General features: G+C 48.0%; 12 protein-coding genes. 2 read left to right on the top strand and 10 right to left on the bottom strand.

Annotated features, from left to right (window positions below):
* Positions 1-39 precede the first annotated feature (39 nt).
* From QW772_03460 to QW772_03450, 3 genes are read right to left on the bottom strand one after another with little or no spacing between them, the layout of a single operon-like run.
* Positions 40-654 carry a 2-oxoacid:acceptor oxidoreductase family protein gene (locus tag QW772_03460; GenBank protein MEM0037961.1) on the bottom strand — a complete coding sequence of 205 codons (615 nt, stop codon included), beginning with the start codon at positions 652-654 and terminating at the stop codon, positions 40-42.
* Complete coding sequence (locus tag QW772_03455) at positions 651-2,525, bottom strand: indolepyruvate ferredoxin oxidoreductase subunit alpha (protein ID MEM0037960.1); 1,875 nt, start codon at positions 2,523-2,525, stop codon at positions 651-653. Before QW772_03455 ends, QW772_03460 begins: the two co-directional genes overlap by 4 nt.
* Entirely contained in the window at positions 2,522-3,880 is a 1,359-nt protein-coding gene (locus QW772_03450) for a CoA-binding protein (protein MEM0037959.1), read from the bottom strand. The genes QW772_03455 and QW772_03450 overlap by 4 nt, the downstream gene beginning before the upstream one ends.
* 75 nt (positions 3,881-3,955) lie before the next feature.
* Between QW772_03450 and QW772_03445 the strand changes: the two genes are divergently transcribed.
* Positions 3,956-4,549 (top strand): phosphoribosyltransferase, encoded by a 594-nt coding sequence (locus QW772_03445; GenBank protein MEM0037958.1) that lies wholly within the window; start codon positions 3,956-3,958, stop codon positions 4,547-4,549.
* A gap of 7 nt (positions 4,550-4,556) precedes the next feature.
* Here QW772_03445 and glmS read toward each other — a convergent pair whose 3' ends face one another.
* The gene (gene glmS / locus QW772_03440) at positions 4,557-6,416 is read right to left on the bottom strand and encodes a glutamine--fructose-6-phosphate transaminase (isomerizing) (GenBank protein MEM0037957.1); all 1,860 of its coding nucleotides are present in this window, start codon (positions 6,414-6,416) and stop codon (positions 4,557-4,559) included.
* Positions 6,417-6,533: 117 nt separating this feature from the next.
* Between glmS and QW772_03435 the strand changes: the two genes are divergently transcribed.
* Complete coding sequence (locus QW772_03435) at positions 6,534-7,823, top strand: molybdopterin molybdotransferase MoeA (protein MEM0037956.1); 1,290 nt, start codon at positions 6,534-6,536, stop codon at positions 7,821-7,823.
* Between the two features lie 55 nt (positions 7,824-7,878).
* Here the strand turns inward: QW772_03435 and QW772_03430 are convergent, their stop codons facing one another.
* The 6 genes from QW772_03430 to QW772_03405 all read right to left on the bottom strand — a co-directional run bounded on the left by QW772_03430 (position 7,879) and on the right by QW772_03405 (position 14,450).
* Positions 7,879-8,466, bottom strand: coding sequence for an HAD hydrolase-like protein (locus QW772_03430; protein ID MEM0037955.1), 588 nt, complete (start codon positions 8,464-8,466; stop codon positions 7,879-7,881).
* Between the two features lie 202 nt (positions 8,467-8,668).
* Positions 8,669-9,676 carry an ABC transporter ATP-binding protein gene (locus QW772_03425; GenBank protein MEM0037954.1) on the bottom strand — a complete coding sequence of 336 codons (1,008 nt, stop codon included), beginning with the start codon at positions 9,674-9,676 and terminating at the stop codon, positions 8,669-8,671.
* Positions 9,673-10,665 (bottom strand): ABC transporter ATP-binding protein, encoded by a 993-nt coding sequence (locus QW772_03420; GenBank protein MEM0037953.1) that lies wholly within the window; start codon positions 10,663-10,665, stop codon positions 9,673-9,675. The genes QW772_03425 and QW772_03420 overlap by 4 nt, the downstream gene beginning before the upstream one ends.
* 2 nt (positions 10,666-10,667) lie before the next feature.
* Positions 10,668-11,561, bottom strand: coding sequence for an ABC transporter permease (locus tag QW772_03415; GenBank protein MEM0037952.1), 894 nt, complete (start codon positions 11,559-11,561; stop codon positions 10,668-10,670).
* Entirely contained in the window at positions 11,558-12,613 is a 1,056-nt protein-coding gene (locus QW772_03410; GenBank protein MEM0037951.1) for an ABC transporter permease, read from the bottom strand. Before QW772_03410 ends, QW772_03415 begins: the two co-directional genes overlap by 4 nt.
* Before the next feature lie 34 nt (positions 12,614-12,647).
* A complete protein-coding gene (locus QW772_03405) occupies positions 12,648-14,450 on the bottom strand; it encodes an ABC transporter substrate-binding protein (GenBank protein ID MEM0037950.1) in 1,803 nt (600 codons plus the stop codon).
* Between the last annotated feature and the right edge of the window lie 37 nt (positions 14,451-14,487).

Raw genomic sequence — 14,487 nt, 5'->3', positions numbered from 1 at the left:
GCTTACTTCAGCCTCTTAAACTCTAAGAAACAGTACACCTCATAAGTGTTTAATGTAGTCCACGCCTCTCCGGTATGCGAGTAGCGAGGGTTCTCTCGTGCTATTGCTGAAAAGGCTTGAGACGGCTTCAGTAACTGCACTTTCACTGAATAACTTTGATATGCCGTTTAAAACTCCCAGTAGAACCATGTTGGCCGCTCTTGAAGAGCCAAGTTCTATTGCAATGCGTTTGGCTGGAACTAAAAAGAACCTTGCAGAGTCTATGGTACTGCTAATCTGCTTGAGCAGGACACTCTTAATCTCTGAACCGCTGCCTACGAGACTCATTGAGGTAGGGGGTTTCACCACGTCGTCAACTATCAAAACACCATCCCTTCCTAGATATTTCAGCGCCCTTGCGCATTCAATAACCTCCATACACACCATATAGTGCGCTTCTCCCTCATCGAAGAGGGGAGAGTAGACAATCCCATCAATGCCTACCCTAACGTAGCTCAGCACACTACCAAATCTCTGAGCCATACCCAACGTCTCGCCGGTCCTTACAGAATAGCCTGAAAGGACGGACGCTACCGCTATGACCCTAGACAGTGTTAAACCTCCCTGGCCTCCTACTGAGGATATCAGAATATTCACTATCTTGGATTCACTCACGTTGCCTCCACCTCAACTATAGCTTTGTACGGACAGTACCTGACACAGAGGCCGCACCCGACACAGTCTTCAGTTGACACAGCGACCTTCTCGTCACTCACATATAGGGCGGGACATCCAGTAACTCTTACACAAGCTAAACATTTAGTGCATTTGTCACTTAAGACTTTATACCTTCTCTTCACGCCCTCTCTTCGAACCTTAAGGATTGCGCAGGGGGCTCTGGCTATCAAGACGTTGACGCCCGGTTTCTTCAAGAACTCACTCACTTTAGTCGTCATCTCATCTAGGTTGAAGGGATCCACTACCGCTAAATTCTCAACCCCCACAGACCGTACAATCTCAACTATATCCACGGGCTTTACGTTTCTACCTGACTCAGTAGTTTCCCATGCTGGCGTTGACTGATGGCCTGTCATAGCCACTACCGAGTTATCAAGCACCACAACTAAAAGGTCAACCCTTTTATTAACTGCTTCAATCAACGGTTGTAAGCCTGCATGAAAGAATGTGGAGTCACCTATCGTAGCTATCACAGGTCTGTTATAACCACTTATCTTAAAGCCTATAGCCATAGAGATGCTGGCCCCCATACTGTGCTCTACCCATATAGCATTGAGCGGTGGGTTAACACTTAACGCATAACATCCTATATCACCGAATATGGGTATATCCTCACGCCTGTATCCAGCCTTGGCTATACCGAAGAGTATGGCTATGTAGGAATTTCTGTGGGGACATCCAGGACACATGGGTGGTGGACGCGATGGGACTTCTAAACTCTTCAGCCTAGGCTCCGCGCTCAGCACTCCGAACCCCAGTAGTTTAGAGAGGGTTTTAGCAACGAGAAGCGCGCTGAGCTCGCCTTCTAATGGAAGAAACCCGTTCGACTTACCGTATACGTTAACCCTGATTTTCTGTTCGTTAAGCAAAGCTTTAACGGACTCCTCTAGATATGGATCAAGCTCCTCAACGACCAATACCTCCTCACAATCACTTAGCGAGTTAAGCAGGAATTCTCTTGGGATGGGCCACAGAAGGTCGACTTTGATCACCTTAACGTTATTGCCGGTAGGGCGGTACCTGCTCAGAACCTCCATGACGTAGTTGTAGCTCACACCTTCAGTAACGATGCATTTGTTACCACCTTCAACAACTCTGTTTAGACCATATTGCTTAACAAGGCCTTCAACTAGTCTAAGTTGATTATTAAGCCACTTGTGTCTCTCAAGATTCCAAGACATGCCAGCCCTAACATATCTGGGCGGGTCAGCTCTGAACCCCTGAAATCCCCTAGGGAGTTCCGTACCTCCTGTGATCACTTCACCTACTGTATGATTCACCCTGGTAGTGGTTCTAAGTATAACAGGCAACTGCAGTGCCTCACTTAATCTCTGGGATACGACCATGAAATCCTTTGCTTCCTGAGGTGAGGAGGGAGACACCATAGGTAGCTTAGATAGCTTAGCGTACCACCTGCTATCTTGCTCAGTCTGGGTGGTCATAGGCCCTGGGTCGTCGGCAACTAAGATAGTCATGCCTCCGTTGACACCGGAGTAAGCCGCTGATAAAGCAGGGTCTGAGGCCACGTTAAGCCCTGGACCCTTCATAGTCACTAACGACCTAGCTCCTCCCAGAGAAGCCCCTAGTGCGATCTCGAACGCGACTCTCTCGTTGACAGCCCACTCAGCGTAAATATCTAGTCCAGAGCCATACTCGTGAAGGGTCATTATGATTTCACTTGAAGGCGTGCCAGGATAGCCTGTCACTACGTAAGTCCCTGACTCGACGACACCCCTAGCTATAGCCTCGTTACCCATTAACGCTATTCTAACGCCCTCAGGAGCCTTCAAGGGATTATAATTCCTCAAACCAACCTCCTCCTAGAGTTAAACTCCCTTATAAATGCTAAGGCTCTACTTAAAAACCAGGATGAAGTGGCTACAGGAATATCCCCGGACACTCTAGTAATCACATCTACCGAACCCTCGCCCGCGAAGTACCCTATGACCGGTAGGCTAAAATCTTTTGCCTTGTTATTAATAGTTCCAGCTATTTTGTCAGGGGATTCCGCTGCAGTAGGGACATAGGCCAGCACCACTACGTCATAGTATTCCTTCAGCATGTCCAGCAGAAGTAGATCGGTTAGCTCCTCTATGTAGGTATCCCCTCCCAGATCTATAGGGTTAACCGGCTCGGCTTGAAGATTGTAATCACGCAGCATGTTGGTCAGATCACGTGGAGGTCTAGGTAGTTCGAAGCCTTGTAACTCCAGGTTAGACGCTGTAAGGACCCCCAAACCGCCAGAATTCGTGAGTACTAACACTCTCGACGGGTTGAGGTCCTTACAGCGTCTTGAGAGCTCACATACTTCCACAGCGTCGGGAATGTCAGTCGCTAGGTACCCGCCGACTTTGGAAACGGCGGCTTTAAATACTTCGAAGTTGGGTGTTAGACCTCCTGTATGCGATCTAGCGGCTTCCGAGCTTCGCTTATCGACGCCCCCCTTAAGAATACACAGAGGCTTGCCGGTCCTCAGTAACTTAAGACCTCCTTCAATGAAGCGTTTGCCATCACGCAACCACTCCAAATACGTTATCACGGCCTCCGTACCCTCATCTTCACTACTATATTCCAAGACTTCCTCGACGGAAACGTCAAGACTGTTGCCTAGACTTACGAAGAAGGACGCGCCTGATGAGTACCTCTTCAATTCACTAATGACTACTCCGCCTACAGCACCGCTCTGAGCAGCAACCCCCACCTTCCCTTTAGTAGGAGGGAACTCTATGCTCGCATGTAAGGAATACCTGCTGATAAACACTCCTGCTGAGTTAGGACCTATGACGCGAATGTCTGAGGCTCTAATGATTTCCTCAAGAGCCTCCTGTAGGTCAGATCTACCAACCTCGCTAAACCCTGATGAAATGATTACCGCCAGCTTAACTCCAACCTCTACCGCTTCACCCACCAACTGAACAGCCATGCTCGCAGGTATGGCGACTACTACGGCATCAGGAGCTTCGGGGAGCTCTTTTAAACTCCCGTAAGACTTAAACCCTAATACCTCAGAGTATTTGGGATTGATGACGTAGATCTTACCTTGGAAACCGGACTTAACTATGTTCTCAAGTATAGTATTGCCTATTTTGCCCTTAACAGGGGATCCGCCGACAATTGCTATTACGTTAAGATCATCTAATGCTTCCTTTAACGAGAGCTTCATGCCTATACAGCCCTACATTTCAAGACTTCAAGCAAGATTTAAGGCTGACATTATTTTTGTCTTGGAGATGAGGTGATGTCTAAATTCCTGATCCCTAGTTGGGAGGAGATACATATGGCCGTCCTGAGGCTGGCCACCCTAATCCTGGAAGATGGATTCAGAACGGATTTGGTGGTAGGGATTCTTAGAGGGGGATACATAGTGGCGAGGGTGTTGTGCGATCTGCTTGGGATAAGCGATATAGGGGTTGTCGAGGTCAAATTCTATAAGGGTATTGAGGAGAGAGCGGAGAGACCTATAATCACTCAGCCGCTTACAGCGGATGTTAAAGGTAAGAGTGTGCTAGTGGTGGATGATGTTGCAGATTCGGGAAGAACATTAGAGGTTGTTACGGAACAGACAAGGCTGAGAGGGGCTAAGAGCGTTAAGACCGCCGTCCTTTACTACAAACCCAGGTCGATAATTAAACCAGATTATTATTCGCATGAAACTATTGAGTGGGTGGTTTTCCCATGGGAGTTATGTGAATTTATTAGAGAACTGATAATGCATGGACATATCGCCAATGGCGAAATACTTGCCCAGAAGCTGAGGTCGTTGGGTTTTCCGCACTCGGAGGAGTTTCTGAAGGAGCTAGCTGAGTATGTGGTCAGTGCCAGGACGCCTTAAGGAACCTCTAAAACACAGTGACGGTTTTAGCTAGGTTCCTAGGCTTGTCAGGATCCAGCCCCCTTCTAATGGCTGTGTGATAGGCCAATATCTGGAGTGGTATCACGTAAGTAGTTGCTGACGCTACCTCATGCAACGCTGGCATCTTGAAGCTCATGTCCGCTAATGCCAGCACGTCTTCAACGTTCCTAGGAGAAACCACAATTATTTGAGCGCCCCTTGCCCTCATCTCCTCTATGTTGCTCTTTATGAGGTCTCCCTCATCCTTGTTCAATACAACAAAAAGTACTGGGAAATCATTCTCAATTAGGGCTATCGGCCCGTGTTTGGACTCGCCGGCAGGGTATGCCTCAGCATGCACGTAGGCAATCTCCTTTAGTTTAAGAGCTCCCTCCATCGCTATCGGTAACCCCAATCCCCTACCCAGATAATACATACTACTCTTAGAATGTATCCTACTTGACAACCAAATCGCCTTATGTCCGACTTCCTCTAAAATAGATGAGGCGATTCTAGGGACCTCTTGAAGAGATTTGTAGGCTTGTGATGTGTCCGAAGGGCTTAAGAATCCGCTGAGTTCTCCGGTCCTGAGGGCCAAGTATGATAGGAGGGCTACTTGTGAGGTGAAAGTCTTTGTGGCCGCGACCCCTATCTCAGGCCCAGCTCTAATGTATGCAGTGAGGTCGGATTCTCTGGCTATTGTTGATCCCACTACATTGGTTACTGCCACAGTTACGGCGCCCCTAGCCCTAGCTTCCCTAATTCCTTTGAGGGTGTCTATAGTCTCACCCGATTGACTGACTCCTATAACCACATCGCCTTCCCTTAATCTGTTAATCCACCATGGACTTTCGGAGGATACGAGTGCCTCAGCCCACACACCAGCGTACTTTCTTAAAAGCAACGCTGCTAGCAGTGCAGCATGATATGAGGTTCCTGCCCCTAAAAGGATTACTCTCTCAGACCTGGTGAGAAACCTGGCCAGGCCCTCCACAGACTCACTTGCAGCGCTGAGTGTTGAGGCCAGGGCATAAGGTTGCTCGTAGATTTCTTTGATCATGAAGTGCTCATAGCCGCCTTTAGTGGCCATCTCCGGAGTCCATTCAATAGTCCTAATTCTGGGTTCCACGTTAACGGGTCTCCAGACAACGATTCCATTCTCATTCCTAATTTCCTCAACCAATATGGTGTCAGGGGTCACGTAGCCGACCTCGCCGTCCTGCAACACTATCACTTTCTTAGTGAAGTTCATGAAGGCCACAACGTCGCTGGCTATGAAGTTAGCTTGAGTCCCTACACCAATTATTAACGGTGACGTGTTTCTAGCGAAGAACAACTTGTCAGGCTCGTCCACATCCATGACTACAACAGCGTACGCTCCCTTCAGCAACCCCACCGACTTCTTAAAGGCCTCATATGGATTGTGCCCACTTCCTTTAAAGAACTCAATCAAGTGCGGCAACACTTCAGTATCCGTATCTGAACGGAACCTGTGTCCGTGCGTGGTCAGGAACTCCCTCAGCTCTCGATGGTTCTCTATAATCCCGTTATGCACGACAGCTATACGTCCGCTGCAGTCCGTATGAGGGTGGGCGTTCTCATCGCTGGGAGCTCCATGTGTAGCCCATCTAGTATGACCTATTCCTGCGATACCTGTGAATAAGTCGAACTTAAGCTTCTGCGCCACAGCATCTATCATACCCCTAGACTTCCTTACCTCAAGCACTCTGTCCCGCGTCATTATAGCAAAGCCTACCGAATCATAGCCCCTATACTCAAGCTTCTTAAGAGCCTCCTTGATAATCTCACCTAAAGGTTTGGTTAGGAAGTCCTCACTAGCCGTGACCCCTATTATACCACAGACCACTCCTACAGCAACCTCACATTATTATCATTGCTGATTATTAAAATTACACTGATTAATTTAAAATGGCTGAGGAAGTCGTCAGAACGGCTTAAGCCTCGATAACGGAGGGCTCGTGAGATGAGTAGGAGACTTGATGGGTTCATGCGTTTAGAGAAGTATGAGGTTGTGCTCTCAAAGCTTTTAGAGCACGTTAAGATACGTATAGGCATTGAGGCTATCTCAGTAACTGAAGCTACTGGAAGGATAGCTGCTGAGGATGTAGTCAGCCCGAGAGACTACCCCCCAGTAGACAGAGCGGCTCTCGACGGCTACGCTGTCAGATCTTTAGATACTTCCGGAGCCTCCCCCAGTAACCCAATACCTCTCAAGATAGTGGGCAACGTCAAAGCCGGTGACGTCCCCCGGCCTACAGTGGGTGTTGGGGAAGCAGTGGTAATATTCACTGGCGCTACCATGCCAAGGGGATCCGACGCAGTAGTGCCTTTCGAAGAGGCTATGAGGGACGGTGACTACATATACGTCCTGAAGCCTATGCATCAATACAAAAACGTTAGCAGAACAGGCGAGGATCTCAAGTCAGGCGACCTCATAGTGAGAAGAGGCACTGTAATTAGGCCGTGGCATATCGCAGCCCTGATAGAGGCAGGAGTTTTGGAAGTCAAAGTATTCAAGAGGCCTAAGGTAATCATAATAAGCATAGGCGATGAATTGGTGGCAGACCCAACACGCAGCACTGGCTACACCATACCTAACTCGACAGGCCCCCTGATCTACGCATACTTGAGGGAACTAGGGTGTGAGCCGGTGCTGAAGGGAGTCATCACTGACGACGCATCAGAGATAATTAACAGCGTCTCAAAATCGCTGGATGACTGCGACATAGTAATAACAACTGGAGGGACTTCAGTCGGCGGCACGGACTTAACTCCAGACGCTATTTCACGAATTCCGGGAGCGCAGCTGGTCTTCCACGGCGTCAACATAAGACCTGGCAGAACTGCGGGAGCTTATGTAGTTGGTGGTAAACCTGTGTTCATGCTGTCCGGCCTGCCGGTAGCTGCTCTAGTAGGTCTTGAAGTGTTTGTGAAGCCTCTCATCAGGCACCTTGTTGGCGCTGAGCGACCCCCGCAGCCCTCAGTAAGGGCTAGGGTTCGTAGGAGGATAGCTAATGTAGTTGGATTTAACTCGTTCTTTAGGGTAGTAGTCTACCGCGAGGGCGGAGAGTTAAACGTAGAGCCCCTGAGGTTGACGGGCTCAGGCATCGTCTCATCCCTTTTGAGGGGCAATGCAATATTGACTGTTAGTGAGAATGTTGAAGGTTATGACGAGGGCGATTACGTTGACGTCCTCCTAATAGGACCTATATATGAGGGAAGACCGGCTTTCCTAGACCAACAATCTTCATGATCATAGCGAGGCTCTAGGTGCTGTTGATGATATCTACTATGACGATAAGCTGAGGTCAAACTAAATTATTCAGGAAGGAGAGTAGTTCTTGCGGGACTCCCTTGACATCACCCCTCTTGGGGACTAACACGTAGTCGATGTTAAGCTCGTTAGCAGCTTCATGGTCTGTAAAATGGTCTCCGAAGAAAAGCACTTCCCTAGCTTCAACCCCTAACAACTTGATAGCCTCTCTCAGTTGCTCAGCACGTGATATGTGTGAGTCTCTTGTGAGGATGAGGTCCACGTGTTGAAGACAGCCAAGTCTATCTAGAACTAGCTCAGCAGTTTCTTTACTTCTCAACGTGACGACCGCTATGAGGTAGCCGGCATCTTTAAGTTTTTTCAGTACATGTATTAGCCGGGGATCACTCTCAACACTTAACGCTGACCTCAGTTCCTCCCCTTTAACCACTTCCTCGACTAACGCCATCTTCTCCTTAGGAAGCTCACTACCATGTCGAACTAAGTACTCAGCTATCGGGTAACGAGGTAATTCGAAACCTAGAATCTCCCTCAACCTATTTCTTACAACACTCCACTCAATACCTGTCCTCACCATGGTGTCGTCAATGTCAAGTATCAGTGCCCTGTATCGCTTCCCCATAACCCCCTAACACCTCAACGGAAGTAGGGGCTCGGTCTGCAGTGATGTGAATTGGCTTCGAGGAGATTGAGTTGGGCACGAGCACCCTGCATCGGCTACTTGAAATCTGCTCCCAAAACTCGCCGACAACATAATCCATCACCACAACACATTAGCATGCAGAACCTAATTAAACACTCCGTAGTAGCTGTTTTAGCACATTTTATATGCGAGCGTTTGGCGAGTGAAGCCAACAGTTCACTAAGTGCTTTGCATCTCCAACATTAAATGCAGGCGGCTCTTCCTTTTTACAGACATCCATCACGTATGGGCATCTCGTGTGGAATCTACATCCTGGTGGCGGATTGATGGCGCTAGGTATCTCGCCCCGGGATTCGATCTTGGCAGGCAATATCCTCTCATCCTCCTCAGTCATGACAGGTATTGAGGAAAGCAGCATTTGTGTGTAAGGATGTGTAGGTCTACGGAAGAACTCATCAGTATTGGCGACTTCACACATCTTACCTAGATACATTACTATAACTCTTTTCGAGATATTCCTGACAACGCCTAGATCATGTGTTATCAGCAAGTAGGAAACCCCGCGGTCTCTTTGAATTCTCGAGAGAGTCTTCAACACCTTAGACTGCGCTGAGACATCTAAAGCAGAGGTGGGCTCATCAAGTATTATGAATGCTGGATCAACGGCCAATGCCCTCGCCAAAGCTATTAATTGCTTTTCACCACCACCTAACTCACCGGGTAGCTTAAATAGATGCTCTTCTGCTAATCCCACATAACTCATCAACTCTAAAATCCTCCTAAATCTCTCAAGCCTTGAGCTCTTCTCATGCACTCTTATCGCTGATTCGAGGATGTCCTTCACAGTCTTTTTTGGATTGAGCGAGGTTGCAGGATCTTGAAATACTATCTGTATTTCCTTTTTCAATCGAAGAGGTCTCTTTTCGATGGGGATCCCTATGTTAATGCCTTTATACATTACTACACCGTCAGTCGGGGTGTAGAAACCCATTATTATATGCGCGATCGTCGTCTTACCTGAGCCTGACTCACCGACTAACGCCAGGGTCTCCCCGGCGTCCATAGTGAAAGTCACCTCATCCACAGCCCTAACTAACCCCCTCGGTGTTCTGAAGTACTTTCTGAGGTTTCTCACTACTAATAGATGCTCCAAAGACGTTTTCACAATGTCCTTGTCTTGCGTCGTCACTGCCTCACACCCCTGTCCACGGGGGACTCACCGTGATACATATGACACGCAACGTACCTGTGTTGAGATACTTTAACGTAGGACGGCTTCACACTCTTACATATCTCCATCATATGAGGGCATCTTGGGTGGAATCTACATCCTGATGGTGGATACCTATAATCGGGAGGGTTGCCTTTTATCCCCTCACCGATTTGCGTGCTGGCAAGCCTCGGCGTGCTGTCAATTAACATGCGGGTGTATGGATGCAGGGGTTCCCTAAATAATTCAGGGGTTAAGGCTTCCTCGATTATGTTCCCTGCATACATTACGTAGACTCTGCGGGTCATCTTAGCAACCATACCTAACGCGTGAGAGACCAACACCATACTCAAGCCTCTTTCCTCCACCAACTTATTTATGAGTCTAAGTATCTGATCTTGTATGGTCACGTCTAGATTGGTGGTTGGTTCATCAGCCAATAGGAGATCCTTAGCGGAGGCTAACGCCATCGCTATCACTACCCTCTGCCTCATCCCTCCGCTTAACTGGAAAGGATATGAGTCTAGAACCCTTGCGGTGTCAGGAAGCATTACTTTACGAAGGAGTTCATCAGCTATGCCTATTAAGTCTGACTCATTGTGGTCACTGTATGACTGCTTAAGTATGTCAATCATCTGATCCTTTATCTTAAAGACGGGATTGAGAGCCCCTAAAGGATCCTGGAAAATCATCCCTATCTCCTTCTTCCTAACGCTCAGGACGTACTTCTTGTCGGCCCTGATGAGGTCTACCCCCTTCCACAATACCCTCCCGCTAACGATCTGGCCTTGAGGTGGTAGTATCTGCAGAACTGACTTCAACAAGGTGGTTTTCCCGCTACCGGACTCCCCTATTAAACCTATCTTCTCCCTCTGAGCCACGTTGAGGCCTACATCGTCTAAAACGTAGTACGTATACCAGTAACTTCTGTAGTTTACGTTAAGATTTCTTACCTCAAGCAGAGTCATATTCACCCACCTGCAAAGACGTCTCTGAAGCCATCGCCGATTAAGTTGAATGAAAGAACTAGGACCACTATTCCGAGTAGGGGGCCTAACGTCATCCACCAGTAGCCGGGCAGATAGCGGCAGTACTCGGATAGCATAGTCCCGAGGTCTGGAGTCGGTGGTTGAGCACCCAAACCTACAAAGCTTATGGAAGCGCCTATGATTATCACCCAGCTCGCGTCAAGCGTGGCTTTAGTTAGTATAGGTCCTAACATGTTCGGCAGGAGCTCTCTAAACAGTATGTGTACGGTTCTAATCCCTACTGCTTTAGCCGCCCAGATATAGGGCTCATTACGTAGTGAGGACGTTATAGAGTAGACCATCCTCGTGTACCAAGGCCACCACATAAGTGTTATAGCCAACAATGCGTTGAAAACATTCGGCTCCAGCACAGAACATATTGCGAGCGCCAAAACCAGGGGTGGGACTGCTACAAAGACTTCTGAAGCCCCCATTATTATGTGATCTATTAGCGTGCCTTTGTAGTAACCTGCAATTAACCCTAAGATGGTTCCGGAGGGAACCACTATCCCGAGTACTACGCCAACCATCATGAGCGCATACCTAAATCCGAACACCACCCTAGTAAATACGTCTCTGCCGTACATGTCGGTCCCAAGTATGTGATTAGGATTCGGAGGTTGATACTTCTCCTTGAAGTTTATGTAGAGTCCCGCATGACTTGGATAAGGCGTCACGTATTCGGCCAGCAATGCCATCACTAATACAACTGTCAACATAACTAATCCTGCTACCGCTAGCTTATTTCTGGAGAATCTGAACCAAGCTCTTCTTATGCCCTCTATCTTAACTTCTCTCTCCTTATGGGCTAGGGCTCCGTAATCTTCACTCCTCACGATCCTTCACGCTCCCTAAACCTAAGCCGTGGGTCAATGGCGTAAAGTATTAGATCCGTTATGGTGTTTATGACTATGTAGACTACGCCTATGACTAGAACCACCCCCACAATCGCGTTCAGGTCCTTCCTCAACATCGCCATCATACCGTATCTTGACATACCTGGCCAGTTGCATATTGACTCCACTAAAAATGCGTTACCGACGGTGGCGGCTATGTCGAGACCCATAGTCGGAACTACCGCTATAATGGATGGTTTGAGGACGTACTTAAAGTATATTACTCTTTCAGGGATGCCGTGTGACTTCATGTTAAGCACGTAATCCTTACTAATGTTTTCGATCATGCCGGATCTGAGGATCCTGGCCTCCTGAACGGCTCCGCCTATCGAGAGTGCTACAGTGGGTATCAGCAGGTGTTTTAAAGCGTCCACGAATGCCGGCAGGTTACCATTAAGCAACGTGTCAACTGTCATTAGTCCGGTTATTCTCTGAATATTCATGAACTCCTCAGAAATCCTCCCTACTGCTGGAAGCCAGTTGAGCCAGTAGGCGAAAGTCAGTTGGAGTATGATGGCCCATCCGAAGGTGGGAATACATATGCCTATGTAGGCTATGACTCTTATTATGTTATCCATAGCTGCTCCAGGCTTCCTTCCGCTTAGGACTCCTAACGGGAACGCTACGATTATGCGGAAAACGGCTGAGGCGATCAGCAACTCTAGTGTAGCAGGGAAGAAGTCGGCTATGTCGGCACTCACGTCTCTAATAGTCACTAAGGATCTGCCAAGTTTCATCTGAAATACATCCATGAGCCAGTAGAAATACTGAAGGTACAGCGGTTTATCTAAATTCAGCATCTCCCGATATCTTTGTGCAACGTCTTCAGGCACGTCGGGGCCGAGGGCAGCCCTAATGGGATCCCCTGGTAGAACTCTGGCAAGCACGAATATCAGGAAAGAAAGCCCCAGCAGGGAGAGGAAAGATCTTACTGTCCTCCTAATAAAGACATTCCTGTATGCTTTCCTTAAAAAAGGCTTTAAACCAGCCATTTCAGGCACCTATGCTTTCCACCAAAGTGCGTTACTACCCCAATAACTCAGCTCTCTTCTCTGGATATACTTGAATCCACCTGCACTCCAGCTGGTATCCTACAAGAGGGGCGACCTCCCCCCTAGCGGCTGGGAAGTCAACGTAATAGGCCTGGTAAGCCCTGAGATCCACATAGTCGTACACGTAGAGGGTCGGATAGAGATTGAATATGTAATGCTGTATCTTGCAGTATTTAGATAACCTCTCATTGAAATTTATTGTGGAGATGGCGTCTTCAATCATTTTATCGAGTTCAGGTATGAAGAGCCACTCATTCTGATAGTACTTGCCGTAAGAGGAACTGTGATACCGCTTCATGAGCATCGCGCCTGCTTCAGCGTAGTCCGCGCTGTTGATCACGGTCACTGCGTGTGGGGAGGATTCTAGGGTACTCAGACCCTGGATCACGGAGAGCCAGGGTTGCTTGATTACATTTACCTTAAGTCCTATCTCTTCCAAGTTTGCTTTAAACAATAGAGCAGCTCTCTCCTCCCACGGAACCTCTGCAACCCACCACACATCAATAGGGTACTTATCTAGGCTACCCCAGTACTTCGACTTCTTCAATTCCTCTATAGCTGCTTGGACGTTCCTCTTTAGGATTTCAGGTGGTTGACAGAATCCGGCCAACGAGCTTGGAACAGGACCCAGACCTCTCTTCTGATAGGGGTTAATACCCTCTATGGCGGCTTCATAGTCGAAAGCGAGGGATATGGCTTTCCTCACATGTATATCATCCAATGGGGGTTTCTGTGTGTTTAACATGAAGTAGAATCCCCGCAATGTTGGAATGGTGGTTAAATTAATTCCCTTAATTCTACTCATGGCCTCGTAGTTCTCTATGGATTGCCACGTGTCAGTAATCTCGAGCTCCCTTTTACTCATCAGAGTTAGTATTGTAGTAGGTTCGGTAGTCCCTAACATTATCACCCTATCTGGGGCGTTAGGGGCGAATTTACCCCACCAGTTGACATTTCTACGCAGTACAACCGACTCCCCCCTCCTATATTCAGCAAGCATGTAAGCTCCTGAACCGGCATCGGCTGAACCCTCTGCGAGCCACTCAGTGCCGTAATCGCCTAACGCACCGTATGGACCTGGAGTCTTTATGTGCTGCTTTACAAGCTCGCTATCAAGTATGAAGAGTCGGACCAGTATTTGAAGGAACGGACCGAAAGTAGACTTCAAAGTTATCTGTATTGTGTAATTATCTACCACCTTGGTCTTGTTAATATCAACGATAGGCGTGAACAGGTATGCATACCCTCGACCTATAGTAAAGAGTCTCCTCAACGAGAACTCGACATCATGAGCAGTCAGCTCCCTACCGGTTACATGGAATTTAATCCCTTTCCTTATATAGAACGTCCATGTAAGTCCGTCAGCGGAGACAGTCCATCTCTCGGCGGCGTGAGGAATAATAGTGCCGTTAGGCAACGGATACACTAATGTGTCATAGACATTTATGAAGTAAATAGCGCTAGCTTCATCGCTTCCAACTGCAGGGTCTAAGTTGGGAACATTAGCGTTTGAGAACCTTAGAAGTCTCTCCCCTACAGGCGTTGTTGTTGGTGTGGGCGTGGGTGTTGGCTTGGGGGTTGTCGGAGTTGTTGTTGGTGTCGGTGTTGGCGTTGGCGTTGTTGGCTTAGGCGTCGTCGGGGTCGGAGTAGGCGTTGATGTAGGCGTCGGTGTGGGTGTGGTTATGAATATGACTGTAGCAACAGCGGCAACAACCACTATAAAAGCTATTATAGCAACATATAGTCTACTAATGCCTAACTTAAGGAGTGTATTCATTATACATCACACTACTATAGTATTATAGAGTTTTTAA

The organism is Zestosphaera sp., assembly GCA_038727705.1.
Lineage (GTDB): Archaea > Thermoproteota > Thermoprotei_A > Sulfolobales > NBVN01 > Zestomicrobium.
This window is presented reverse-complemented; position numbering and strand designations above follow the sequence as displayed.